This is a genomic window from Enterobacter sp. kpr-6 (assembly GCF_900116015.1).
GTDB lineage: Bacteria > Pseudomonadota > Gammaproteobacteria > Enterobacterales > Enterobacteriaceae > Enterobacter_D.
On sequence record NZ_FOYH01000002.1, the window covers coordinates 110,112 to 134,215 of the forward strand.

Annotated in this window: 23 protein-coding genes and 1 tRNA gene; 6 read left to right on the forward strand and 18 right to left on the reverse strand. The window is 55.9% G+C overall.

Features of this window, described 5'->3' with window-relative positions; all coding sequences use genetic code 11:
* Nucleotides 1-31 precede the first annotated feature (31 nt).
* Both BM373_RS05290 and BM373_RS21930 read right to left on the reverse strand, forming a co-directional pair.
* On the reverse strand, nucleotides 32-1,474 hold the full coding sequence (locus BM373_RS05290) for an EmmdR/YeeO family multidrug/toxin efflux MATE transporter (protein WP_090460229.1): 1,443 nt from the start codon (nucleotides 1,472-1,474) through the stop codon (nucleotides 32-34).
* A gap of 29 nt (nucleotides 1,475-1,503) precedes the next feature.
* Entirely contained in the window at nucleotides 1,504-1,659 is a 156-nt protein-coding gene (locus BM373_RS21930) for a DUF5951 family protein (RefSeq protein WP_371261091.1), read from the reverse strand.
* A gap of 5 nt (nucleotides 1,660-1,664) precedes the next feature.
* Between BM373_RS21930 and BM373_RS05295 the strand changes: the two genes are divergently transcribed.
* The 5 genes from BM373_RS05295 (at nucleotide 1,665) to BM373_RS05315 (ending at nucleotide 7,226) form a co-directional block, all read left to right on the forward strand.
* Nucleotides 1,665-1,740, forward strand: a tRNA-Asn gene (locus tag BM373_RS05295).
* Between the two features lie 458 nt (nucleotides 1,741-2,198).
* Entirely contained in the window at nucleotides 2,199-2,798 is a 600-nt protein-coding gene (locus tag BM373_RS05300) for a fimbrial protein (RefSeq protein ID WP_090460231.1), read from the forward strand.
* A 62-nt stretch (nucleotides 2,799-2,860) separates the two neighbouring features.
* Nucleotides 2,861-3,571, forward strand: coding sequence for a fimbrial biogenesis chaperone (locus BM373_RS05305; RefSeq protein ID WP_090460233.1), 711 nt, complete (start codon nucleotides 2,861-2,863; stop codon nucleotides 3,569-3,571).
* Between the two features lie 31 nt (nucleotides 3,572-3,602).
* Complete coding sequence (locus tag BM373_RS05310) at nucleotides 3,603-6,089, forward strand: fimbria/pilus outer membrane usher protein (protein WP_090460236.1); 2,487 nt, start codon at nucleotides 3,603-3,605, stop codon at nucleotides 6,087-6,089.
* Between the two features lie 42 nt (nucleotides 6,090-6,131).
* Nucleotides 6,132-7,226, forward strand: a complete 1,095-nt coding sequence (locus tag BM373_RS05315) for a fimbrial protein (protein ID WP_090460238.1) — start codon at nucleotides 6,132-6,134, stop codon at nucleotides 7,224-7,226.
* Nucleotides 7,227-7,232: 6 nt separating this feature from the next.
* Here BM373_RS05315 and BM373_RS05320 read toward each other — a convergent pair whose 3' ends face one another.
* From BM373_RS05320 to fusA, 9 genes are all read right to left on the reverse strand, one after another.
* Nucleotides 7,233-8,747, reverse strand: coding sequence for an EAL domain-containing protein (locus tag BM373_RS05320; RefSeq protein ID WP_090460240.1), 1,515 nt, complete (start codon nucleotides 8,745-8,747; stop codon nucleotides 7,233-7,235).
* Nucleotides 8,747-10,033: a sensor domain-containing diguanylate cyclase gene (locus BM373_RS05325; protein ID WP_256214573.1), complete on the reverse strand. Its 1,287-nt coding sequence runs from the start codon at nucleotides 10,031-10,033 to the stop codon at nucleotides 8,747-8,749. Before BM373_RS05325 ends, BM373_RS05320 begins: the two co-directional genes overlap by 1 nt.
* A 422-nt stretch (nucleotides 10,034-10,455) precedes the next feature.
* Nucleotides 10,456-11,172, reverse strand: a complete 717-nt coding sequence (locus tag BM373_RS05330) for an ABC transporter ATP-binding protein (protein ID WP_090460244.1) — start codon at nucleotides 11,170-11,172, stop codon at nucleotides 10,456-10,458.
* Entirely contained in the window at nucleotides 11,169-12,044 is an 876-nt protein-coding gene (locus tag BM373_RS05335; RefSeq protein WP_090460246.1) for an ABC transporter ATP-binding protein, read from the reverse strand. Before BM373_RS05335 ends, BM373_RS05330 begins: the two co-directional genes overlap by 4 nt.
* Nucleotides 12,041-13,327: a high-affinity branched-chain amino acid ABC transporter permease LivM gene (gene livM / locus BM373_RS05340; protein ID WP_090460248.1), complete on the reverse strand. Its 1,287-nt coding sequence runs from the start codon at nucleotides 13,325-13,327 to the stop codon at nucleotides 12,041-12,043. Before livM ends, BM373_RS05335 begins: the two co-directional genes overlap by 4 nt.
* Before the next feature lie 10 nt (nucleotides 13,328-13,337).
* Nucleotides 13,338-14,252 carry an ABC transporter permease subunit gene (locus BM373_RS05345; protein WP_090460250.1) on the reverse strand — a complete coding sequence of 305 codons (915 nt, stop codon included), beginning with the start codon at nucleotides 14,250-14,252 and terminating at the stop codon, nucleotides 13,338-13,340.
* 76 nt (nucleotides 14,253-14,328) lie between these two features.
* Nucleotides 14,329-15,444, reverse strand: a complete 1,116-nt coding sequence (locus BM373_RS05350; protein ID WP_090460252.1) for a branched-chain amino acid ABC transporter substrate-binding protein — start codon at nucleotides 15,442-15,444, stop codon at nucleotides 14,329-14,331.
* A gap of 110 nt (nucleotides 15,445-15,554) precedes the next feature.
* Nucleotides 15,555-15,734, reverse strand: a complete 180-nt coding sequence (locus BM373_RS21600; protein WP_090460254.1) for a hypothetical protein — start codon at nucleotides 15,732-15,734, stop codon at nucleotides 15,555-15,557.
* 185 nt (nucleotides 15,735-15,919) lie between these two features.
* The gene (fusA, locus tag BM373_RS05360) at nucleotides 15,920-18,022 is read right to left on the reverse strand and encodes an elongation factor G (RefSeq protein WP_090460256.1); all 2,103 of its coding nucleotides are present in this window, start codon (nucleotides 18,020-18,022) and stop codon (nucleotides 15,920-15,922) included.
* Nucleotides 18,023-18,224: 202 nt separating this feature from the next.
* Here fusA and BM373_RS05365 point away from each other — a divergent pair, with 202 nt between their 5' ends.
* A complete protein-coding gene (locus BM373_RS05365; RefSeq protein ID WP_090460257.1) occupies nucleotides 18,225-18,530 on the forward strand; it encodes an ArsR/SmtB family transcription factor in 306 nt (101 codons plus the stop codon).
* Between the two features lie 8 nt (nucleotides 18,531-18,538).
* On the opposite strand, the gene BM373_RS05370 is transcribed toward BM373_RS05365, so the two are convergent.
* From BM373_RS05370 to BM373_RS05400, 7 genes are all read right to left on the reverse strand, one after another.
* Nucleotides 18,539-18,841, reverse strand: coding sequence for a helix-turn-helix domain-containing protein (locus tag BM373_RS05370; protein WP_090460259.1), 303 nt, complete (start codon nucleotides 18,839-18,841; stop codon nucleotides 18,539-18,541).
* 4 nt (nucleotides 18,842-18,845) lie between these two features.
* Nucleotides 18,846-19,199 (reverse strand): type II toxin-antitoxin system RelE/ParE family toxin, encoded by a 354-nt coding sequence (locus BM373_RS05375; RefSeq protein WP_090460261.1) that lies wholly within the window; start codon nucleotides 19,197-19,199, stop codon nucleotides 18,846-18,848.
* 199 nt (nucleotides 19,200-19,398) lie between these two features.
* The gene (gene cobT / locus BM373_RS05380) at nucleotides 19,399-20,460 is read right to left on the reverse strand and encodes a nicotinate-nucleotide--dimethylbenzimidazole phosphoribosyltransferase (protein ID WP_090460263.1); all 1,062 of its coding nucleotides are present in this window, start codon (nucleotides 20,458-20,460) and stop codon (nucleotides 19,399-19,401) included.
* Between the two features lie 15 nt (nucleotides 20,461-20,475).
* Nucleotides 20,476-21,225 carry an adenosylcobinamide-GDP ribazoletransferase gene (gene cobS, locus BM373_RS05385; RefSeq protein ID WP_090460265.1) on the reverse strand — a complete coding sequence of 250 codons (750 nt, stop codon included), beginning with the start codon at nucleotides 21,223-21,225 and terminating at the stop codon, nucleotides 20,476-20,478.
* The gene (cobU, locus tag BM373_RS05390) at nucleotides 21,222-21,767 is read right to left on the reverse strand and encodes a bifunctional adenosylcobinamide kinase/adenosylcobinamide-phosphate guanylyltransferase (RefSeq protein ID WP_090460266.1); all 546 of its coding nucleotides are present in this window, start codon (nucleotides 21,765-21,767) and stop codon (nucleotides 21,222-21,224) included. Before cobU ends, cobS begins: the two co-directional genes overlap by 4 nt.
* Complete coding sequence (locus BM373_RS05395) at nucleotides 21,764-23,284, reverse strand: cobyric acid synthase (protein WP_090460269.1); 1,521 nt, start codon at nucleotides 23,282-23,284, stop codon at nucleotides 21,764-21,766. Before BM373_RS05395 ends, cobU begins: the two co-directional genes overlap by 4 nt.
* Nucleotides 23,281-24,096, reverse strand: coding sequence for an energy-coupling factor ABC transporter ATP-binding protein (locus BM373_RS05400; protein ID WP_090460271.1), 816 nt, complete (start codon nucleotides 24,094-24,096; stop codon nucleotides 23,281-23,283). The genes BM373_RS05395 and BM373_RS05400 overlap by 4 nt, the downstream gene beginning before the upstream one ends.
* Nucleotides 24,097-24,104: the final 8 nt, after the last annotated feature.

Consider the following 24,104-nt stretch of genomic DNA (forward strand, 5'->3'; position numbering starts at 1 on the left):
TCTTCACTCTGAACAAAAAGAGCGCATCCCGTTACGCGTCAGGCGATTTCACCTGTTTTATGCGCGGGTATTTCTGCAACCAGCGGCCACTGATCATCCGCCAGTAGAAAAACGCCCCGCGCACGGCCCAGTCAAGGAACATCCCCATCCAGACCCCTACCACGCCCATACCCAGCACCACACCGAGCGTGTAACCCGCCACCACGCGGCAACCCCACATGCCGAGCATGGAGACCCACATCGCATAGCGGGCATCACGTGCGCCCTTCTGCCCGGCGGGTAATACCCACGAGGCCGCCCAGATAGGCATAAACGCGGCATTCAGCCAGAGCAGCACCTTAACGACGTCCTGCACATCCTGCTCCGGGGTATAAAACGAGGCCAGCAGACCTGCAAACGGCGCAGTGCCCCAGGCAATAATCGTCAGGCCAATCGTCGCCAGCCAGAACACATGGCGAAGCTGGCGCTCAGCCTGATAAATTTGCCCTTTGCCCAGACGCTTACCGGTGATGATGGTCGACGCCGATCCCAGCGCGTTCCCCGGCAGGTTGATTAAGGCCGCCACCGAGAAAGCGATAAAGTTACCCGCAATCACATTCGTGCCCATCCCGGCGACAAACATCTGCGTCAGCAGTTTGCCGCTGTTAAACAGCACGGACTCAATACTGGCAGGGATCCCAATGCCCATCACTTCCCAGATAATGGCGAAGTTAAGCGGCTTAAAATAACTTTTGAGCGTGATGCGCAGCGCCGGGTTAAAGCCAATCATTAACACCCAGATAATCGCCACCGCACCGATATAGCGTGAAATGGTCAGCCCTAAACCGGCACCGGCGAAACCGATACCCGGCCACGAGAACAGGCCGTAGATAAGAAAGCTACTGATAATAATATTGAGGATGTTCATGCCGCCGTTAATCAGCAGCGGAATTTTTGTGTTACCCGCTCCGCGCAGCGCCCCGCTGCCAATCAGCGCAATGGCTGCCGCCGGATAGCTCAGAACCGTTAATTCAAGATAGGTCAGCGCCAGCGCTTTCACTTCCGCCGTGGCTTCACCCGCCACCACGTTAATAATCTGCTCACCAAAATAGTGGATCACCGCCGCCAGCACCACGGCAAAGAGCGTCATGATCACCAGCGACTGCCGCGCCGCCGCCCTCGCCCGCCGCCGGTCACGCTTGCCCAGGCTGAAGGCGACCACCACGGTTGTACCCAGATCGATAGCGGCAAAAAACGCCATCACCACCATATTAAAGCTGTCAGCCAGCCCGACCCCCGCCATCGCTTCTTTGCCCAGCCAACTGACCAGAAAGGTACTCAGCACGCCCATCAGCAGGACACAGGTGTTTTCAAGGAAGATAGGCACAGCAAGCGGGGTGATTTCACGCCAGAAAAGAACACGATAGCTTTTTCTTTTAGCGCTCCAGGGCGTTCGGTTGGCGGCCTGGCGTAAAGCGGCAGTGACGTTCAAAATTAACCTTACTGAGAAAGTGAAACTTCATTTCAAATGATGAGGGAGAAAGCGCAAACCTGCAAAGTTTTTTCCACACATTTTGTCGGCAAATTCGACAAATCGCTGACGGATTCAGCAAACAAACCGCGCCGGGTAAAATGCCGTTTGACAAACCATTTTTCGCCGCTAGTATTAGCCCCGTTCACACGATTCCTCTGTAGTTCAGTCGGTAGAACGGCGGACTGTTAATCCGTATGTCACTGGTTCGAGTCCAGTCAGAGGAGCCAACTTCTTGTATTCCCCCCCTTCTTGCTTTCACTCGCTTCCTTCTAGCTGTACCCGTTCATTGCCCTCTTTTTTATGATTCTCTTATTCCACAACCGTCATCACAGCATTATTTATTAATACGTTAAGATTCATCTGTAGCTCTGAAATAAACCTGTCAGCCATCCTGCCCTATAAAAACCTCATAAAAACTGCACATCAAAAGAATTGCATATAAATTCGTGTCATTTACATTTATCTAATCAATACCAAACACACTTAATTATGAATTAAATAAATCTAACGAGAGCAAGCTGCTGTTTTCCATGGTTATGTTTTGAAGTGGTTTATTTTAAGGTTTACTTTTCAGATATAAGCTCATACTTTCCATACAAATTTTTAATCGAGATAATTTACGGCATCTATTTTAACTGGCAAAAATTAAGCTCCTCAAACAGTTAGCATTTAAAAGGAATTAATAATGTTAAAACGTTTATTAACAACGTCAACTGCACTTTCATTACTCTCTTTTTCAGCGACAGCCGCCAATACGGGCGTGATCGACATTAGCGGCGTCGTTGCAGATAATACCTGCATAATTGCAATTAACGGCGGAACGCCAACTGCAGGTACCAATGTTGCCAGGGGTTCAGTCATGCTACCCGAGACCTATAGTGCTGATTTTGAGCCCGGCCTGAAGGGGAAAGGAAGCAGTGTCACATTCGATATTCACTTTTCTGGCTGTAATCCTGCCGGAATGAGCGTCTCAACAAAATTTAAGCCAACGATTCTTGATCTCACATTTAGCGATAGCACCGTACTGAAAAATACCTTAAGTGGTAACGGGGCCGCCGAGCATGTGGGCGTGATGCTTTACCGTGGTGATACTATCGCTACGGGCCAGGAAGTGACGTTCGATAACACCGCGCCTAAAGCGGCTAACCTTGCAGACTGGGCCTTTCTCACGAATGGTGCAGGCAGTTTGACCTATACCGCCGCTGTTGTGCGTACCAGCGCGACCCTCGCCCCTACGGTAGGCAGATATGCCGCCAGCGCCGAATTTGAGCTGACCTATAAATAACCTTTTTATTTCAATTCCCGGAATGGCGACAGCTATTCCGGTTTATCAGGGCCTATTATTTTATGAAATTAATTCCTGCCATTCTGCTGGTTGGTTCCTTATTAACTTCTGTCACCGCGTGGGGAGGCATTGTTGTCGGAGGCACGCGGTTAATTTACCCCGACAATAAAAATGAAGTGCAAATTTCCCTGAGCAATAAAGACTTACATTCCCGGCACCTGGTGCAATCCTGGGTAAATAATACCGATGACAGTAAAGCGCCTTTTATTGTTACCCCACCGCTTATTAAACTCGACGAAGGGAAAGAAACCTTACTGCACGTTATTTATGCCGGAGATTCCGGCGCGCTGCCGCAAAATAAAGAATCGCTATTCTGGCTCAACGTTAAATCCGTCGCAGGTGTGCCGGATGAGCTGAAAGATAAAAACCGTTTACAGCTTGCCGTCCATACGCGCATAAAACTGTTCTGGCGGCCCAGTGGATTAGATCATCACGATGCCAGCAGTGCCTATGAGAAATTAACCTTTACCCGCGCGGGCAACACATTACATGTTAATAACCCTACCCCTTTTTATGTCTCTTTCAACGCGCTGAAAGTCGGCGACCGGGACGTGACGCCTGCGGATAAATCCGTTGCCGAAGCTGCAGCGATGATGGCCGCCCCTTTTGCCAGCGCCTCCTTTGTGATTCCGGCTGGTGCCTCAGGCGCGGTGACCTGGTCGGCAATAAACGATTTTGGCGGCGTCACGAAGGTCGCACGTCAGCCGCTGTAAATCTGGCTCTTCAGAACAGGGATGTTTAACGATGAGCCATGGCAAGCAGTTTACCTGGTCGTATCTGGCGCTGGCGGTGATGATTTATTGCGCGCCTGCATGGGCAGATGAGGAATTCGATCTGCAGGCGCTGGGGGCGTTAACCCCACTGGAAAACAGCGAAACGCTGCAAAACTTCATTGATAATAATGCGTTGCACCCCGGCACCTATCTTTCGGTCATTGTTATCGCCCGCGAAGAGGTGGATAAGCGCAACATTCGCTACGTGCTTTCGCCGGATCGTAAAAAACTGCTGCCGGAGCTGACCAAAGCCGATCTGCGTGAGCTTGGCGTCAAGGTGGATGCCGTGCCGGGCCTTCGCAGCCTTGGCGATGAAGCGCTGGTCACTGATATCAGTCAGTACATCGACCAGGCCAGCTATCAATTTGACATCCACTCCCATCAACTGACGATCCGCGTTCCGCACCTCTGGCGCGACGCGCAGGGAATGGCAACGGTCAGCGAAAAATACTGGGATGACGGCCTGCCCGCCCTGCTGCTGGGGTATTACTACAGCGGTTCACGCGATCGTGATGATAAATCGGGCACCAGCGCCGGTCACTATTTCAATCTCTCGCCCGGACTGAACGTCGGCGCATGGCGGCTGCGAAATAACAGCAGCTACAGCGAGGACACCGGCTGGCAAACCATGAGTAGCTGGTTACAGCGTGATATCCGCACGCTGAAAAGCCAGTTCACGCTGGGGGAAACCTGGACCAACGGCGAGCTTTTTGACAGCGTGCAATTTACCGGTGCGAAGCTGGAAACCGACACCAGTATGCTGCCGTACAATCAGCAGGGTTTTGCCCCCACTATTCGTGGCATCGCCAACAGTGATGCCAGAATTACGGTGAAGCAAAATGGTTACACCATTTATCAGACCTGGGTATCGCCCGGCGCGTTTGAGATTAACGATTTAAATCAGGTATCGGCTGGTGGTGATCTGGATGTCACCGTAACCGAGGCCGATGGTAGCGAACATACGTTTACCGTCGCCAGCGCCTCCGTGCCGGTCTTGCAACGGGCAGGCGCGATGAAATACAGCCTCGCCGCCGGGCGATACCGCAGCAGTAGCGACAGCGCCTACGCCCCTGATTTTGCCCAGGCGACGCTTGTGTACGGCCTGCCAGCGGGCCTCACTGTCTATGGCGGTGCGCTGGGGACCAACAGGTATCAGGCCGGTTTGCTGGGAATGGGTAAAGATCTCGGCACATGGGGCGGCTTCTCTTTTGACGTCACGGCGGCGGGTGCGGAACTCGGTGACAGAGACGGAAAATCCCGCGGAACCTCTTACCGAATGCAATACGCAAAAAACATTCTTGCCACCAATACCACCCTGACGCTCGCCAGCTATCGCTACTCCACCGCCGGGTTTTATACCTTTCAGGAAGCGATCGATCACCAGGCGCAGGCGGACGATAACGACGATTTTTACCGCTATCGCCGCAGCAATAACCGCCGCAGCCGCATCCAGGTGAATCTCAATCAGGCGCTGGCAGACTGGGGATCGATCTACTTCAATGCCTGGCAGCAGGATTACTGGGATCTCGACGGCCAGGAGCGTAATCTGAGCGCCGGGTACAGCACCAGCTGGCTGGGCATGTCCTGGTCATTTAACTACAGCCAGACGCAAACCCCGAACAGCGACACCGACCGGCAGTTATCTCTGAATCTCAGCATCCCGCTGAACCAGTGGCTGCCTGATACCAGTGCAAACTACAGCATGAACAGCGCACCGCATAACACCACCAGCCATCAACTGGGTCTCTCCGGTACCGCGCTGGAAAACCACGCGTTGAGTTATGCCCTCCAGCAAAGCTACAGCAGCCAAAACAGGCAGTACAACGCCAGCGTAAGCGGGAATTATCACGCCTCATGGGGACAGTTAGGCGCGGGTTATAGCTACACCCAGGAGAGCCAGCGTTTAAATTACAGTTTGCAGGGCGGCGTGCTGGCGCATCCCTATGGCGTGACCCTGACCCCGTCGCTTAACGGCGCGGTGGCGCTGGTTCACGTCGAGGGCGGCAAAAACGTGAAAGTTCAGTATGGCCAGAGCCTCTACACCGATTATTTTGGCAATGCGGTTGTCCCCTGGATCTCAGAGTACCGGCGTAACCGCATTACGGTGAATACCGAAAGCGCAGAGAATGTTGAGATCCCCGAAGCCACCAGGCAGGTTGTTCCCACCGATGGCGCGGTCGTCCTCGCTGAGTTCGCATCCCATGTCGGCGCGCGTGCGCTGGTGACGCTCATCTATCAGGGTAAGCCCGTCGGATTTGGTGCCATGGTCAGTTACGGCAGCAACAACAGCGCGATAGTGGGCGATCAGGGTGAGGTTTACCTGGTGGGCATTAATGGCGATACCCCGCTTTCCGTGCAGTGGGGCACGAAACCGGACCAGCGTTGCACCGGCCTTCTTCCCGAACCCCAACTAGCGAAAAAGATCATGACCGCAACGGTGCAGTGTCATCAGGGATGACGTGCACCTGAACCGGCGTTGCTCACTTTACAGGCGTAAAAAATGAAACCAAAACACCTAACCTGGCCGGTTATTATTGCCGGTCTGCTTTTCAGCCCCCTGTGCCATGCCTGTTATTACATCAATGGCACTACGGAAAATGACGCCTGGGTCAATATCAATTTAAGTGCTGTCAATACGATGGCGACCGAAGAGAGTCATGCCACTACTTCATCCCGGCGGGTTTTAGCCTTCAGGCAGGTGATGATCCCCGATAAAATGCACATCAGATGCGGCATTAATGAAGGCGGTAAACCCGCGACAGGCGCTAAAGGCTACCGCGATATGTCACTGATGCCGGTTTCCGCTGAACATCCTCACTACTATCAGCTTAAAGACATCACCACCGGGAAAGTTATCGATAATTTAGGTCTGGCCGCCGGGTGGAGTAACAGCCCCACCACAATGACGATCGCTGATTATCCGGTAAAACCCTATGCCCCTTCCGATCTCAGCGGCATTGCCGCCGGTGATTACCGTTTAACGCAGAATGTGGCAGTGGAAATTGCCGCCTTCGGCCCGCTGAAGCCTGGCCGTTACCTGGTGGATTTAAGTCGCTTTAATGCAGACTGGTTTTATGGGGATAAGGGGAAATTCGCCGCCCATACGGTGCCATTTATCTACCTGCGGTTTAACCCGCTCACGATTAATGTCAGCGTCACAGGCTGCGATTTGATCACGGAAAATCAGCAGGTGAAGCTCGATACCCTTTCAACATCGGACTTTACCGGCAACTATTCGACCAGCAACGTTGGGCATTTTTCACTTGATTTCAGCCATTGCGACCGGAATATCGGCATCTATTATCGTTTCACCAAAGCCCGATCCAGCGACGTAGAAAACGATCCCGCAGGCCTCGCCAGTTCCGTCCTCAAAAATCAGGACGGCGATCAGTTTGCCAAAGGGCTGGGCATTCAAATTTTACCCAAAGACAGCAACACCCCGGTTATCTTTGATGGGGCAGAAAGCGTCGGCGTCGCCAGAACCACCGGCGATCTCGCCTCTGTTCCGTTCGAGCTTCGCTATGTAAAAACCGGTGGCAAAGTGGAAGGCGGAATGGTGAAAGCGACCGCCGCGTTTGAGGTGTATTACCGCTAAGCCCCGTTACAGTTTCGTGGCGATAAAACTGTCCAGATCGATAGGCTTGCTGAACAGATACCCCTGTAAATAATCCACCCCAAGCTGTTGCAGGCGCTGATGCTGCTCCGGGGTTTCGACGCCCTCGGCGATGGTCTTCATGTGGAGATCGTTGCTGCACGAAATCATATTGCGGATGATGTATTCCGAGGTTTCATCCACCAGCACTTTTGAGACGAAACAGCGATCTATCTTAAGCAAATCTACCGGCAGCGTTTGCAGCGCGCTCATGCCGGAATAGCCGGTGCCAAAATCATCAATGGCAATTAACGTCCCCAGCGCTTTCAACTCTTGCACCCGCAGGGCCACCTCATCTTCCATCAGTCGTTTATCCCGCTCGGTAAGCTCCAGCACCAGCGTCACCGGGCAGCCTTCAAAACGGGAAAGAAAATAGCGGCAGGCATCATCCAGCGTCGGAGCCAGAAGATGCGGGGCGGTGACGTTAATGCTGAAATGGAACCCCTCCGGCAGCCGGTGCTTCAGCGCGGCAAAACGGTCCACCACGGTTTTAACCAGCGCTTCGGTCATGGGAATGATTAACCCGCTCTCTTCGGCCTGCGGAATAAACTGCATCGGGGAGATCACGCCACGAACCGGATGCTGCCAGCGCATCAAAATCTCGCAGCCTTTTATTTTACCGGTACGACTGTCGTTAAGCGGTTGCAGATAAGGCACAAATTCGCCCCGCGCCAGACCGTTTCTCATTTCTGCCAGCGCGGAATTGTACCGGGAGAGATAACGGTAAATCAGGCGATACGCCACCACGCCAATGGCGATAAGCGCAATAATAAAGCCCTTCGAATACTGCCAGACTACGCTCCACGCCGGGAACCAGGGCACCACGGTGGCGATGCGAAAACCGTATTCCGCCGACACCAGCTCAATCTGCGTGCCGCTCATTGCTGACAGCGGATTCGTTGCAAGACGGTTGCCTGCCGCATCCATCCATAACTCCCCGCTGGAAAAATAGAGCGCAGAATGCCCGTCAAGGGTGGTCAGAATGTGAGCGATATGCCAGACCCCAAAGACGCCCATCACCTGCTGATGTTGCTTAGAGAGCGTGTATAACCCAATCGGCGTGTGGGGCGGGAAATACCCGCTTTCCGGGAAAGAGAGCATGGCTGGCTGACTTTTGCCTACCGGCACCGAGACCGCCCCGTGCTGGACGGAACAATAAATCATGCCGTCACGGGCAAAGAGAATGTTACGCACGTAGGGGAAGCCCGCCATTCGTAGCTGTAGCTCGCGCAGACTGTTTTTAGAGCAGTCGGTCGGCGCGTCCTGCAACTCCTGACTGACAAAGGTTTCCACGTAGCGGATTTGCTGGTCGAGCTGTTCAACGCCAAAACGCACCCGCTGCCGGCCATCGTTACGCAGATCCGACTGCACCTGCCAGAAAATAGCCAGGCTGCACAGCAGCAGCGTGACGAACAGCGCGCTGAGGCTTAACAGCAGCAGGCGGTGGCGCAGCCAGAAATTCATCACTTCACCTCTTCCTCATCAGGAACCCCGGAAAAGGTGACGACACAGTTACGTCCCTGATTTTTTGCCCTGTACAGCGCGCGATCGGCGAAATCCGCAAAGGTTTCTACCGCAAGGTTGCGGTCTGTTGAGCAAAACACGCCGAGGCTTATGGTGATCGCGCGCGGAAAATCGCCCCCGGTGGAATCCGGCGTCGCCCCTTCCACCTGTCTGCGCATCCGTTCGGCAATCTCCGTCGCCGTTTGCGCATCGGTATCAGGCAGCAGAACCGCAAACTCCTCGCCGCCAATGCGCGCCACGATATCCGTGCTGCGCACCGCGCTCAGCATCATTCCGGCGAGCTTAATAATCACCCTGTCGCCCTGAATGTGGCCCCAGGTATCGTTCACGGATTTAAAATGGTCGATATCGCAAAAAATCAGACTCAGGGGGTGAGCATCATCAACCCCTTTCAGGGTGCTGCCGAGGCCGTTATAAAAGTAGCCCCGGTTATAAAGCCGGGTCATGGGATCGCGGACGGAGTTTTCATAAGAGAGTTCATAGGCCTGACGGGATGCCTTGTAACGGCGGAAAATATCGGACATCAGGGCGATCATCACCGCCATGGCGCTCAGACACTCGATCCCCCGCGCCAGATACCAGCCAACAGAATCCATCCGCGCATAGCGCAACATAATGACCAGGCTGACCAGATTAGCCAGCGCGACGAGAGACATACTGAACCAGAACTGATTTTTCAGGCGCGTCTGTTTAATCAAACAAAAAACAATGCCCGTCCACAGCACGATCAATAAAAAAATAAGCGCCCCATGCCAGATGAATACCCACTCAGAAGTTTGATTATTAATGGGGAGGGGAATATTACCGCAGCAGAATACGGCTACGGCAAACACACTTATGCAGCCGGTTAACAGGCCAAAGAACAGTCGTCGCGCGGCCTGCTTTTTAATTTCCTCTTTACGATAAAGATACAAGGCGGCCATAAATAAAAAGGTTAATAAAATGTGGCGAAAGAAATACAAAATAGCAATGTCGTGATAAAGCGTCGTGCGAACCGCATCGTTGGTGTAGTAAATATCCAGCGCCATAAAAAGAAACAGGCTGGAAAACGTGAACGCGCACGCCAGCGGAAGCAGGTAGCTTTTATTGCGGTAACACCAGTAGTTCATCACCATAAAGCAGCCGATCTGGAGGTGCAGCACCCCGGTAAAGGTGACAATCACCGGGTAAAGCGAGAGGTCATAGTGGTCATTGTTATGCGGTACGCGCCATAAAAATATCATCATGATCAGAACAAGCAGCAAAAAAGCCACTATATTCACCGTGTGAATCTTTTTATTCGAAAGTATCATTTTGGCAATTTATTCGCACTTAATATTCAGGTGAATTATTAATTAACCCGTAATACATTCACCTTAAAAATAAATAACGCACATCAGAATTATGCGTGAGAGAGACGACAGCAGGCTGGCGTGATTAACACGTGAGTCATGCTTACGAAAGACCCCGAATAATACACTCAAGCAGCAGGACAACCTATAAATTTAATAACCGTTTCGCCATTCACTTTCGCATTACGGCCAGACCATTCCGCTACGAAATTCGCTGACGATCCTGCCAACATATTGATCCAAAAATAAATGCCGGGGCGATTTACACCGCTCCGGCACGCTATTATCCGCATGGTGAAGTTACCTTCACTTAAGCATTATGCGCCCCCCAGATAAGCCCGGCGCACTTCGGGGTCCACCAGCAACGCCTGTCCGCTTCCGGTCAGACGAATTTCACCGTTCACCAGCACATAAGCACGATCCGACAGCCTGAGCGCGTGATTGGCATTCTGCTCCACCAGAAACAGCGTCATCCCCTGCGCGGTCAGCGTTCGCAGCGTGTCGAAGATTTGCCTGACCACCAGCGGGGCCAGACCCAGGCTTGGCTCGTCGAGCAGCAGGAGTTTTGGCCGACTCATTAACGCGCGGGCGATCGCCAGCATTTGCTGTTCGCCGCCGGAAAGGGTCATTGCCCGCTGTGCGCGCCGCTCCTCCAGGATAGGGAAAAGCTGATACATGCGCGCTTTATCCTCTTTTTGATAGCGATCGCCAATGGGGATCGTGCCCATCAGCAAGTTTTCCTCGACCGTCATATCCGGGAAAATACGCCGCCCCTCCGGGGCCTGGGCAATGCCGTTGCTGGCAATAAAATGGGTCGATTTGTGGCTTATCGCCTCGCCCCGGTAAAAGATTTGCCCGCGCGCAATGCGCGGCTGGCCGAAAATAGACATCAGCAGGGTGGATTTCCCCGCGCCATTAGCGCCAATCAGCGCCACGGTTTCTCCTTCATTCACGGTCAGCGAAATGCCCTTTAACGCCTGAATGGGGCCATAAAATACGTCCACATCGCGAAACTCCAGCAGCGGCACACTCATCCGGCGATCTCCTCTTCGTCAGTCCCCAGATAGGCGGCGATCACCCGTGGGTCATGCCGGATCTGCACAGGCTCCCCCTGCGCAATCACATCCCCGTGATCCAGCACAATCACATGGTCAGAAATCTTCATCACCATGCTCATGTCATGCTCGATAAGCAGCACCGTCACCCCGTGCCGCTCGCGCAGCACGCGCACAATATGGCTTAACGCTTCGGTTTCGACCGGGTTAAGCCCGGCGGCGGGTTCATCGAGACAAATCATCTCCGGGCCCGTACACATGGCGCGGGCGATCTCCAGCCTGCGCTGCTGCCCGTACGAGAGCGTTCCGGCAAGACGGTTCGCGCAATCCACCATATCCACCACCTCCAGCCAGTAAAACGCGCGATCCAGCGCCTGATTTTCAGCCCGCCGGTAGCCGGGCGTATTGAAGATCCCGGCCAGCAGATTGCGATTGGCCTGCATATGCTGCGCCACCATCAGGTTTTCAATCACCGACATTTCACGGAATAAGCGGATGTTCTGAAAGGTGCGGGCGAGCCCGGCGCGGTTAACCAGATGCGTGCCGCCGAACATTTTGTAGTACAGGCGCGAGCCGAAGCGCGCAGGGTTGAGAAAGTCGCCGCGCTCAAAATTCTGCCCCAGCACCTGAATCACATCCGTGGAGCCGGAGCGGGCGTTGAGCCGGATCGCGCCGCCGGTCGCCCGGTAAAAGCCGGTCAGACAGTTAAAAACGGTGGTTTTACCCGCGCCGTTCGGGCCGATTAACGCGGTAATCGATCCCCGCTCCACGCTCAGATTGACGTCGTTAAGGGCTTTGATACCGCCAAAGCGCATCATCAGATGCTCAACACGTAAAATCGCGTCACTCATGGCGAGACTCCCTTACGCACGGCGACACCCATGCGGCTGGTGCGCACCAGTCCCCGGGGCCGCCAGATCATCATCAGCACCATTAACATGCCAAACAGCAGCACCCGGTACTCGGCAAAATCGCGCAGCAGTTCCGGCGCGACGGTCAGGACAAACGCCGCCAGCACCACACCGAGCGTCGAGCCCATTCCGCCCAGCACCACAATGGCGAGGATCAGCGCAGATTCAAAAAAGGTGAATGACGTGGGGTTCACAAAGCCCTGGTATGTGGCGAAAAACACCCCGGCGATCCCGGCAGTGGACGCCCCGAGCATAAACGCCGACAGCTTCACCAGCACATGATTTAACCCCAGCGAGCGGCAGGCCACTTCATCTTCACGCAGCGCTTCCCAGGCGCGTCCGATGGGCATCCGCGTCAGCCGGTGCTTAATGAACAGCACCAGCAGCACCACCAGAACCAGCACCGTATAGATAAAAATAAACTTCAGATTGGGGTTATAGCTCAGGCCGAAAAACTCATGGAACGGTACGCCGCCATCGCGGGCGCGGCGGCCAAACTCCAGGCCAAAAATCGTCGGCGCGGGCACCGAGACGCCATTCGGCCCGCCGGTAAAACTGAGCCAGTTATTGAGCACCAGCCGGATGATCTCCCCGAAACCGAGGGTCACAATCGCCAGATAATCGCCGTGCATGCGCAGCACCGGGAAACCGAGCAACGCCCCGGCGAGCGCGGCGAGGATCGCACCGGCGGGCAGCATCACCCAAAACCCCAGCCCCAGATACTGATAGCCCAGTGCCAGACCATACGCACCGATGGCATAGAACGCCACATAGCCCAGATCCAGCAGCCCGGCGAGGCCAACCACAATGTTAAGCCCCAGTCCGAGCAGCACGTAAATCAGTCCCAGAATGGCGACGGTGAGAAAATATTTGGTCGCCACAAACGGAAAACAGGCGGCCAGCACCAGCAGCAACGGGATGATCCAGCGCAACCGCGAACGGTAGCCTGGCGCACGCACATACACCCCGTCGTCTGAGCGTTCAAAACGCCCGACGAAGCGCCGCCCGGCAGGGGTTTGCAGCGCCAGGCTTAACAAAAATCGCCCGGCCATGACCGCTAATACCAGCCACGCCACGCGCGTTGGCTCCAGTGTGAAGCTATACCCTTTTAAAACGACGCCGACAATCGGCCCGAACACCACCAGCGCGCACAGTCCGGCTAATAGCGTATCCAGCAGGCATTGTTTGATATCAATGCCCGGTTTTATTCCCGCATCTGCCATTGTTAACCCCTTAAACTTTCACCACCATCGGACGTCCCAACAGCCCCTGCGGGCGGAAAATCAGAATGACCACCAGCAAAGCAAACGAGAACACATCCTTGTAATCGGAGTTAACCAGGCCCGCGAACTGCGCCTCCGCCACGCCCAGCAGCAGGCCGCCGAGCATCGCGCCGGGCAGCGAACCAATCCCGCCCAGCACTGCGGCAGTAAAGGCTTTAATGCCGATAATAAAACCGGCGTAAAAATCAAAGGTGCCGTAGTTCATGGTGACCAGCACCCCGGCAAGCCCGGCCATGGCAGCTCCCATCACAAAAACCAGCGAGATCACCCTGTCGGTATTGATGCCGAGAATGGACGCCATGCGCCGGTCCTGCTGTGTCGCGCGGCAGATGCGCCCAAGCCGCGTAAACTGGATGATCCAGGTCAGCACCGCCATGCCCACCAGCGCGGCAAACAGAATGAAGATTTTGGTCCAGGTGATTTGCACCAGTCCGTCGCCCACATCAAAGCGCAGCACGCCGCTCATCAGCGTCGGGATGCCCTGCTGATTCGGCCCCTGGCTGATTTGCACATAGTTTTGCAGGATCAGCGACATGCCGATGGCAGAGATTAGCGGTGCCAGGCGCGTGGAGTTCCGCAGCGGCCGGTAAGCGATGCGCTCAATCACCCAGCCATACACGCCCGTGATGATGACGGTAAAAATCAGGGTGCCGAAAATCAGTAAGGGAAAGGAGTGAATACCAAAGAATGAGAGCAACCCCAGGCCAATGGCGCAGAGGTAAGCGGAGATCATATACACCTCGCCATGGGCGAAGTTGATCATCCCGATAATGCCATACACCATGGTGTAGCCAATGGCGATAAGGCCATACACCGCGCCCAGCGTCAGGCCGTTGACCAGTTGTTGTAGAAAAAATGCATCCATCAGACCGTCCCGCAAGTGATGAGGCGGCCGGGCAATCCGGCCACCTCCAGTGTCAAGTCAGTATCCGTTCACGCTGTTAAAGCTGGTGATACTTGCCTTTGTCATCCCACTGATAAACCACATAATCGGAGACTTTCAGATCGCCTTTGCCGTCCCAGGATTTGGGTCCCATCACGGTATCGACGCTGTTTGACTTCAGCCATTCGCTGGCCTTTTCGTTGTCCTTCCCGGCGGCGTTATAGGCTGCTGCAATGGCCTGAATTGAAGCGTAGGCGTAAAGGGTATAGCCCTCTGGCTCAAAGCCGCCGGCGCGGAATTTTTCAATGACCGATTTGCCGGCCGGAATGGTGCGCGGATCGCTGCCAAAGGTCATCAGCACGCCGTTGGTGTATTGCGCGCCGCCCGCTGCGGTCACCATCTCTTCCGTCACCACACAGTCGCCGGAGAAGAATTTCGCCGTCACGCCCTGCTCCCGCATCTGGCGCACCAGCGGCCCGGCTTCAGGATGGCAGCCGCCGAAATAGACGACATCCGGCTTCAGCGCGCCGATTTTGGTCACCAGCGCGTTAAAGTCTTTTTCACCCCGCGACAGCCCTTCGTAAATCACCTCTTTGACGCCGCGCTTGCCCAGTTCCGCTTTGGTCGCGTCCGCCAGCCCCTGGCCGTAGGTATCTTTGTCGTGAATGATGGCGATTTTTTTCGCTTTCAATACATCGAGCATATAGTTTGCTGCCACCACGCCCTGCTGATCGTCACGGCCGCACATGCGGAACATGCCTTTCATGCCGCGCTCGGTGATCAGCGGATTGGTGGAACCGGGGGTGATGGTCAGCACGCCCGCTTCGTCATAGACCTCAGACGAGGGCATGGTGGACGACGAGCAGAAGTGGCCGACGACGGCGGAGACCTTGGATTCATCCACCAGACGGTTGGCGACGCTCACCGCCTGTTTTGGCTCGCAGGCGTCATCGCCCTGCACCAGCACGATTTTTTCACCTTTGATGCCGCCTGCCGCGTTGATATCGGCGGCGGCCTGCGAAGCACCTTTCCAGTACTGCGAGCCATAGGTGGCATTCGGCCCGGTAAAGGGTCCCGCCACGCCAATCATGACATCCGCCTGCGCATAAAACGCAGCACACAAACTTCCGAGAACGGCAACCTGAAACGGCAACTTCATTATTTTCAAAGACATTCGGATATTCCTCAGCACAGTTAAGAACCAGGCACCTTGCGGTGCGGGAAAAATCACGGACTTCGACAGAACGTTGGGTTTACGAGCGAACCGGGAACGGCTGCTCTGGTTCAAGCAATAATCAGGCCTGATTCGTTGTTAAGGGGGAAGTTTTTGCCATCACGTGGCTGGCTGGGAAACGCGGTATCCGAACCGTCCAGAAATTTAAACATAGCTGGCGGCGTGCCGGGATGCGCACCCTGCTGGTGCAAAATTGCGGAGAAGATCACCAGCGGGCGTGAGTTTTGCACTGTAACCCCTCACCCCGGCCCTCTCCCCAGGGGAGAGGGGGAAGGGCAAGTCGGTGCACCAACCGTCCCCTCTCCCTAAGGGAGAGGGTTAGGGTGAGGGTGCTTTAATCCCCTCTCCCTCAGGGTGAGGGTGAAGGTATTTTAGTCCCCTCTCCCTGTGGGAGAGGGCCAGGGTGAGGGGAAAACTACGACTTCGTACGACTGGCGATAATCGCCTCGGCCACATTGCGCGGCGCTTCGGCGTAGTGGTGAAACTCCATGCTGTAGGTCGCGCGGCCCTGGGACATCGAACGCAGCGTGGTGGAGTAGCCAAACATTTCCGATAGCGGCACATCGGCCCGGATAATCTGGACACCAAAACGCTCTTCCATGCCCTGAACCATGCCGCGACGTGATGACAAATCGCCCATGATATTTCCGGCATAGTCATCCGGCGTTTCCACCTCGACGTGCATCATCGGCTCCAGAATCACCGGATCGGCACGGCGCGCGCCCTCTTTAAAGCCAAAAATCGCCGCCATGCGGAAGGCCATTTCTGAGGAGTCGACGTCATGATACGAGCCAAAGGTCAGCGTCACTTTAACGTCCACCACCGGATACCCGGCCAGCACGCCGCTGTTCAGCGCTTCACGAATCCCCTTTTCCACCGACGGAATGTATTCGCGCGGAACCACGCCGCCTTTGGTGGCGTCTTCAAACACAAAGCCTTTGCCCGCCTCAAGCGGTTCAAGCGTCAGCACCACATGACCGTACTGACCTTTACCGCCTGACTGACGCACAAACTTGCCTTCCACCTCTTTCACCGTTTTGCGCAGCGTTTCACGGTAGGTCACCTGTGGCCGTCCGATATTCGCGTCAACGCTAAACTCGCGCTTCATGCGGTCAACGATAATTTCCAGATGCAGCTCACCCATACCCGAAATAATGGTCTGCCCGGACTCTTCATCCGTATGCAGGCGGAACGACGGATCTTCCGACGCCAGCCGTTGCAGCGCGATGCCCATTTTTTCCTGATCCGCTTTGGTCTTCGGTTCAATCGCCAGTGAAATCACCGGTTCCGGAAATTCCATGCGCTCAAGGGTAATGATGGCCGACGGATCGGTCAGCGTGTCGCCGGTGGTGACATCTTTAAGCCCCACGCAGGCGGCGATATCTCCCGCGCGCAGTTCATCCACTTCCAGCCGATCGTTGGCCTGCATCTGCACAATGCGACCGATGCGCTCTTTTTTCCCTTTGACCGGGTTGTAAACCGAATCGCCTTTTTTCAGCACGCCGGAATAGACGCGGATAAAGGTCAACTGGCCGACGTACGGGTCGGTCATCAGTTTGAACGCCAGCGCCGAGAACGGCTCGCTGTCATCTGCATGGCGCTCAATGGTTTCGCCTTTTTCGCCCACGCCTTTAATCGACGGAATGTCGAGCGGAGACGGCATCAGTTCAACCACGGCGTCGAGCATGCGCTGCACGCCTTTGTTTTTAAACGCGCTGCCGCACAGCATCGGCTGAATTTCACCGGCAACGGTGCGCGCACGCAGCCCGGCGATAATATCGGCTTCGCTGAGTTCACCGGTTTCCAGATAGCGATCCATCAGTTCATCGGTGGCTTCGGCCGCCGCAGAAACCATTTTCTCGCGCCACTCGGTTGCCGTTGCGAGCAACTCTTCCGGCACCGGCGCATAGCTGAACGTCATGCCCTGCGTCGCGTCGTCCCAGATAATGGCGCGCATCTTAATCAGATCGACCACGCCGCTAAAATGCTCCTCACTGCCAATCGGGATAACAATCGGCACCGGGTTGGCTTTCAGGCGATCAATCATCATCTGCACTACGCGGAAGAAATCCGCGCCGGGGCGATCCATTTTGTTGACGAATGCCAGCCGTGGCACGTGGTATTTATTCGCCTGACGCCAGACAGTTTCCGACTGCGGCTGCACGCCGCCCACGGAGTCATACACCATCACCGCGCCGTCGAGCACACGCATGGAACGTTCCACTTCAATGGTGAAATCAACGTGTCCGGGGGTGTCGATAATATTGATGCGATGCGGCTCAAAGCTGTGATCCATGCCGGGCCAGAAGCAGCTTACCGCCGCCGACGTAATGGTAATTCCGCGTTCCTGCTCCTGCGCCATCCAGTCTGTAATTGCTGCGCCATCGTGAACCTCACCCAGTTTATGGCTCACGCCGGTATAAAACAGGATGCGCTCGGTAGTAGTGGTTTTGCCTGCATCGATGTGGGCAGAAATACCAATATTGCGATAGCGTTCAAGGGGGATGGGTCGGGGCATGATGCGTCCTTAGTCAGTTTGACAGTAAGCGACCCGAATGGCCGCGTTAAGATAACAGGAATATCTTAGTCCAACTGTACGAGTATATTCGAACTATTTTAGCTATAGTTATAGTTGATAATCCCGCGGCACGGGCGCATGGCGTAACCCGTTTACTTTAAGTATATTACCCGGCCCGTCCGTCAGCCTTTAAAGGAGCACTATGATTGCCCATCACCCCGACCGTGAACAAATCCGCCTTGAGAATGTCCTCTTCGCGCTGGGAAACCCCCTGCGACTCGACATTGTGAAAACGCTGGCGGATGAGGGCGAACAGGCGTGCGGCGGACTGCGTAAAGATGTGGCGAAATCCACGATGACCCACCACTGGCGCGTACTGCGCGACAGCGGTGTGATCTGGCAGCGTCCACAAGGCAGGGAAAATCTCATCTCACTGCGCCGCGACGATCTCGACGCACGTTTTCCGGGCTTAATGGATATTCTGCTTAACGTGATGCACGCGGAGTAAAACGCGGCTCAGAGACGAAAGCCATAGTGGGTGCCGTCCGGTAATTCAATGTCCAGGTGCAGCTTGCCCCCTGCCGCTTCAACATAGCGCTTAAGCGAGGAAAGTTTCAGATCGCGCCCCGGTTTTTCCATCCCGGCAACCGTCGGCTGTTTTATGCCAAGTGCCTGTGCCATTTCATTTTGCGTTTTCTGAACTTTTTCGCGCAGTTCGGCAAGGTGGATATTCAGCAGAATGTCCGCCGCCTGAGCCTCAGCATTGGCGACGACATCAGGATTTTCCTGCGCCAGGATTTGCGCCAGCGTTCTTCCCATCAGATCACTCCTTCTTGTTAATTCGCTTAAGATGGTCAGCATATTCCTGCTCTGCAATCGGTAGCATCACATCGTAAAATCGCTTCTCACACACTGACTTGTCGCCCGCACAGAGAATGATGCCGGTGCGTTGCACGTCAAAAGCATAAAAAGCGCGTATCGGTTTCCCCCTACACTGAATGCGTAATTCTTTCATGTTGGGATAGCGGGAACCTTTGATCGTATCAGCCCAGGGTCTGGGCAACTGAGGCCCTTTAACACCCAGTACCAGCAACGATGCCAGCACACATTCCCGTTCCGTCGTATTTAATGCACTGTACCAGGCATCAAACCTGTCCGTTGTTTCAATCCGCCACACATTTGCTCCTCAGTAATATAGGTTAAAAGCAATATAGGTGCAAACCTATATTCAGGAGTGTGCAAAAAAAGACATTGCAATGCAGCAGGGAGAATGAGGGATGGCGAGAAGGCTTCAGAAAAATATCAGCGTATTGCAGCCGTGGCAGAAAAATGTGGAAGCACGATCGCACCCCGTAAATCCGGGGTGCGGTTGCTGATTACTTCGCTTCCGGCAGCACGATATTACTCGCGGCCAGCGTACCCATCTGATTGTGCATCGCGCAGGCGGCTTCCACTAACTGCATGGCCAGTGCCGCGCCGCTGCCTTCACCGAGGCGCATGTCCATATTCAGATACGGCTCCAGACCCAGGTGCGCCAGCGCAATTTTCGCCCCCTTTTCCGCAGAGAGATGCGAGGGAATGAGATACGGCTTCACGCCTGGTGCAATGCGACAGGCGGCCAGCGCCGAGGCGTACGAGAGAAAGCCGTCCAGCACCACCGGCAAGCCGCACGACGCCGCGCCCAGCATCACGCCGGTCATGCCGAGCAGGTCAAATCCCCCCACTTTGATCAGCACATCCAGGCCATCGTTAGCGTCCGGCTGATTAACAGCAATCGCCCGGCGAACCACATCGGCTTTATGCTGCAACTGCGTGACGGGCAGATTCGCGCCAATCCCCACCACCTCTTCCGGTGGCGCGCCGGTCAGGACGCTGACCATTGCCGCCGCAGGCGTCGTGTTCGCCATACCCAGCTCGCCAACGCCGAAAAGCGTCACCCCTTCGGCCACACGTTCACGGGTATAGCGCACCACTTCCAGCAGCAGTTCCTGCGCCTGCTCCAGACTCATTGCCGGTTCAACGGCGATGTTGCCGCTACCGTGCGCGACCTTCATCGCGATCAGACCGTCGATGGGATCGCTGTCGATGCCTACGTCAATCACATGCACATCAGCCCCGGCCTGCGCCGCAAACACACAGACGCCGGTGTTTTTGCGCGTCATGTTTGCCGCCTGGATTGCGGTGACAATTTGCGGAGAAACCGACACACCTTCATGCCAGACGCCGTGATCGGCGCACATCACCATAATCGCTTTTTTGCACACATCCAGTCGCCCTTTCAGGCCGGGCATACCCGCAAGCTGCACCGCCAGCGATTCCAGTCGCCCCAGGCTCCCCACGGGTTTGAGTAAACCGTCAATGTGCTGCTGGGCCAGGCGCATGGCGTCCCGATCCGGTTCCGGTATTTCACTTGCTAAAAACGCTGTCAGTGTCTGCATGTTATTTCTCATCAATCAGGGCTGCCAGAGCAGCGCCAGCAGGAATATCACTTCACCCAGTTCAATCGCCGCCCCCAGCGTGTCGCCGGTTTGCCCGCCCAGCGTGCGTTTTAAGAGCAGGCCAAGCAGATAAATAACCAGTATCGTCACGCCCGTTGCCATCAGGCCGTGCATCCCCAGGAACGCCGTAGCCAGCACTGCCGTGAGGCCCAGCGTAACGGTGGTTTGCCAGAGGCTGATTTTGCCGATAAACAGGTTGCCCAGCCCCTCTTCGCGGGCGTAGCGATGACCGTACATCAGCAGCGCGGCGCATCCACGCCCGGCGGCACAGGCGCTCGCCATCACCGCAATCATCGGTAATCCGCGCAGAGAGAGTTCACTGATTGCGAGGATTTTGGCCATCAGCACAAACACCAGCGCCAGCCCGCCGTGAGTGCCGAGGCGACTGTCGCGCATAATCTCCAGCATCCGCTCGCGGGTTCGCGCAGAAAATACGCCATCGCAGGTGTCCGCAAGGCCGTCGAGGTGAAAGCCACCGGTCAGCAGCGCCAGTGCCAGTACGCTAAACAGCGCCGCCAGCGGTGCGCCGAAACCGCTCTGTAAACCGAGAAAAACCAGCCCGCTGAGTACGCCCAGCACCACGCCGACCAGCGGAAAACAGACGATGCCGCGCACATACCGATCGATAGAAAGCCCCTGCACCCAGCGCGCCGGAACCGGCAGGCGGGTAATGAATGACAGGGTGGCGAAGAAGATTTTGCTCATTTAATTTTGACTCCAATCCCCGATACCACCAGCCAGACCTCGTCTGCCGCCTGCGCCAGCCGCTGATTCACCCGTCCGGCGATATCGCGAAAATGCCGCGCCAGCCGGTTCTCCGGCACAATGCCCATTCCCACTTCGTTAGTCACCAGCACCACCGGCGACGGGCAGCGCTGGCAGGCGCTGATCAGCCCGGCAATCTCCTGCTCCACGGCGGATTCCAGCGCGGCGTAATCCCAGTCGTCGGGATCGCTGTCGCCGCCATATGCAAACAGCAGGTTGGTGACCAGGGTGGTGATGCATTCCAGCAGGATCGCCTCCTGCGGATCGTTATTCGCGGTGATGATCGCATCCAGTTTTTGCCAGCGCTCCTCGGTGCGCCAGTGCGCCGGGCGGCCTTCCCGATGGTGCGCAATCCGCGCCGCCATCTCCTCGTCAAAAATCTGCGAAGTGGCGATGTAAAGCACGCGCGGGCAGGCGTTGACCAGCGATTCGGCGTGGCGGCTTTTCCCGCTGCGCGCGCCGCCGGTCACAAGCGTTATCATGCTGGCTCCTTATGCTCACGCATAATCTGGTAAAGTTTTTCAATATCAATGTGTTCACGCATGGCGTCAGCCAGCAGGTCAAATTGCTGCGCTTTGTAGCGGGCATAGTTGACCGTTGCGTCATGGGGCGGTAACCCTTTGCGGACGCGCAGAGCGTTGATCACCGTGCGGGTAAAGCGATCGCTGTCAAACAGCCCGTGCAGATAGGTGCCGAACACCTGCCCGTCGTCGCTGACCGCGCCATCGGCTACCCGCAGCCCCTCTTTTTCCAGCCACAGCGCCGGGCGGCATCCGGCGTTCAGCGTGGTTTCACCCATATGGATCTCATAGCCGCGCAGGGGAATGTCGCCTGCACCGGCCAGCCAGCCCGGTAAATCCGCCTGCATCGCCGCATCCACCAGCGTGGTGGTTTTTGACGGCGCAAACCGGGTCACCACGTTAAGTAATCCCAGTCCCGGCTGAGTACCTAGGCCGGATTCCACCTCGTCGATAATGGTTTCACCGAGCATCTGGTAGCCACCGCAAATGCCAGCCAGCGGCACGCCCGCGCAATGCGCCTGTAACAGCGCCTGCGCCAGCCCGCTTTCACGCAGCCATTGCAGATCGCCCAGGGTATTTTTACTGCCGGGAAGGATAATCAGATCGCTGTATTGCAGCTCGTCAGGGTGACGCACATAGTGCACCCGCACGTCTGGCTGGGCGGCGAGCGCGTTAAAATCGGTGAAGTTGGAGATGTGCGGAAGCTGGATCACCGCGATATCAATTTCTCGCGCGCCGGTGTGCAGATACTTTCCGCGCTGCAAAGCCACGCCGTCTTCATCTTCCAGATCGACCTCAAGCCACGGCATCACGCCCAGCACCGGCACGCCGGTCAGTTCTTCAATCTGCTTAATTCCCGGCGTTAACAGCGCCACATCGCCGCGAAATTTATTGATAATGACGCCTTTCACCCGCCAGCGTTCATGATCCTGTAGCAGCGCCAGCGTGCCGTAAATAGCGGCAAACACCCCGCCGCGATCGATATCCGCCACCAGCACCACCGGGCAGGCGGCCATCTCCGCCATGCCCATATTCACAATATCGCGATCGCGCAGATTGATTTCCGCCGGGCTGCCCGCCCCTTCCAGCACCAGCACGTCGTACTCGCTCGCCAGACTCTGATAAACGCTGATGATCTGCTCGCGCAGGCGCGGTTTGTACTCGTGATAACTGACGGCGTCCATGCTGGTGGCCACTTTGCCCATCAGCACCACCTGCGCTTTGCGATCGCTGGTGGGTTTGAGCAGCACCGGATTCATGCGCACATCCGGCGTGATGCCTGCGGCTTCGGCCTGGAAAATTTGCGCCCGGCCCATCTCCTGGCCGTCCGGCGTGATACCGGAATTGAGCGCCATATTTTGCGATTTAAAGGGCGCGGTGCGCTGACCATCCTGATAAAAAATCCGGCACAGTCCCGCCACCAGCACGCTTTTACCCACGTCCGACGCAGTGCCCTGCACCATAATCGCCAGCGTCATGACGCCTCCTTAATTTGCGTTGCCCTTATCCGGGCGAAGAATTCAGCCTCGCTTTTGCACAGCGGCAGGCCCGCTTCCGTGTGCAGCTTCACCAGCCAGGGCTGCGTCAGCCCCGCCTGAGCCATCGTCGCTTTCTGGCTAAACACCGCCTGCGGCGTGCCTTCGGCCAGCACCTCGCCCCGATCCAGCACATACAGGGTGTCGCACACTTCGTACATTAAATCGATGTCGTGGCTTGAGATCACCACATGATTTCCCTGGGCGACAATGCGCGCAATTATCGCGATCATTTGCGTCCGCCCGGAAGGATCCAGCCCGGCGGTCGGTTCGTCCAGCAATAAATAGCTCGTCTGCATCACCAGCGCACCGGCAAGGGCGACGCGCTTTTTTTGTCCGTGACTCAGGCACTGGATTGGCTGATGGCGAAACCCCTGCGCATCCACCAGCGTTAGCGCGTCGTCAACGCGCCGGGCGATCTCATCGGCGGCCACACCGAGATTGCGCAGGCTGAACGCGAGATCGCTGTCGATATCGGTGTAAAAAATTTGCTGATCGGGGTCCTGAAAGACCGTCGCCACCTCCTGACGCAGCGCCAGCAGCCCGCGCTTACTGTAATCGAGCGGCTTGCCCTGCCACAGCACCGCGCCTTTTTGCGGGCGCAACAGGCCGTTGAGATTCATAAACAAAGTGGATTTTCCGCAGCCGTTCGCCCCCACCAGCCCGGTGACCGGCTGGCGGGAGAAGTCGAGCGTCAGGCCCTTCAGCACCGGTGCATCCTGGTAGCGAAACCAGAGCCCTTCGGTTGCCAGCATGGTGATCC

Bases quoted from the DNA above. Each gene is read 5' to 3' on its own strand.
- BM373_RS05330 (WP_090460244.1), bottom strand. From the start codon at position 11,172: ATGAGTGTGCCGCTGCTGGAGTTTCGCGATGTGGACGTATTTTATGGC.
- BM373_RS05350 (WP_090460252.1), bottom strand. From the start codon at position 15,444: ATGTCTTTGAAAATAATGAAGTTGCCGTTTCAGGTTGCCGTTCTCGGA.
- fusA (WP_090460256.1), bottom strand. From the start codon at position 18,022: ATGCCCCGACCCATCCCCCTTGAACGCTATCGCAATATTGGTATTTCT.
- BM373_RS05365 (WP_090460257.1), top strand. From the start codon at position 18,225: ATGATTGCCCATCACCCCGACCGTGAACAAATCCGCCTTGAGAATGTC.
- BM373_RS05400 (WP_090460271.1), bottom strand. From the start codon at position 24,096: ATGCTGGCAACCGAAGGGCTCTGGTTTCGCTACCAGGATGCACCGGTG.
- cobS (WP_090460265.1), bottom strand. From the start codon at position 21,225: ATGAGCAAAATCTTCTTCGCCACCCTGTCATTCATTACCCGCCTGCCG.
- BM373_RS05315 (WP_090460238.1), top strand. From the start codon at position 6,132: ATGAAACCAAAACACCTAACCTGGCCGGTTATTATTGCCGGTCTGCTT.
- BM373_RS05325 (WP_256214573.1), bottom strand. From the start codon at position 10,033: ATGATGATATTTTTATGGCGCGTACCGCATAACAATGACCACTATGAC.
- BM373_RS05320 (WP_090460240.1), bottom strand. From the start codon at position 8,747: ATGAATTTCTGGCTGCGCCACCGCCTGCTGCTGTTAAGCCTCAGCGCG.
- BM373_RS05310 (WP_090460236.1), top strand. From the start codon at position 3,603: ATGAGCCATGGCAAGCAGTTTACCTGGTCGTATCTGGCGCTGGCGGTG.
- livM (WP_090460248.1), bottom strand. From the start codon at position 13,327: ATGGCAGATGCGGGAATAAAACCGGGCATTGATATCAAACAATGCCTG.
- BM373_RS05395 (WP_090460269.1), bottom strand. From the start codon at position 23,284: ATGACGCTGGCGATTATGGTGCAGGGCACTGCGTCGGACGTGGGTAAA.
- BM373_RS05305 (WP_090460233.1), top strand. From the start codon at position 2,861: ATGAAATTAATTCCTGCCATTCTGCTGGTTGGTTCCTTATTAACTTCT.
- BM373_RS05345 (WP_090460250.1), bottom strand. From the start codon at position 14,252: ATGGATGCATTTTTTCTACAACAACTGGTCAACGGCCTGACGCTGGGC.
- BM373_RS05300 (WP_090460231.1), top strand. From the start codon at position 2,199: ATGTTAAAACGTTTATTAACAACGTCAACTGCACTTTCATTACTCTCT.
- BM373_RS05335 (WP_090460246.1), bottom strand. From the start codon at position 12,044: ATGAGTGACGCGATTTTACGTGTTGAGCATCTGATGATGCGCTTTGGC.
- cobT (WP_090460263.1), bottom strand. From the start codon at position 20,460: ATGCAGACACTGACAGCGTTTTTAGCAAGTGAAATACCGGAACCGGAT.
- BM373_RS05370 (WP_090460259.1), bottom strand. From the start codon at position 18,841: ATGGGAAGAACGCTGGCGCAAATCCTGGCGCAGGAAAATCCTGATGTC.
- cobU (WP_090460266.1), bottom strand. From the start codon at position 21,767: ATGATAACGCTTGTGACCGGCGGCGCGCGCAGCGGGAAAAGCCGCCAC.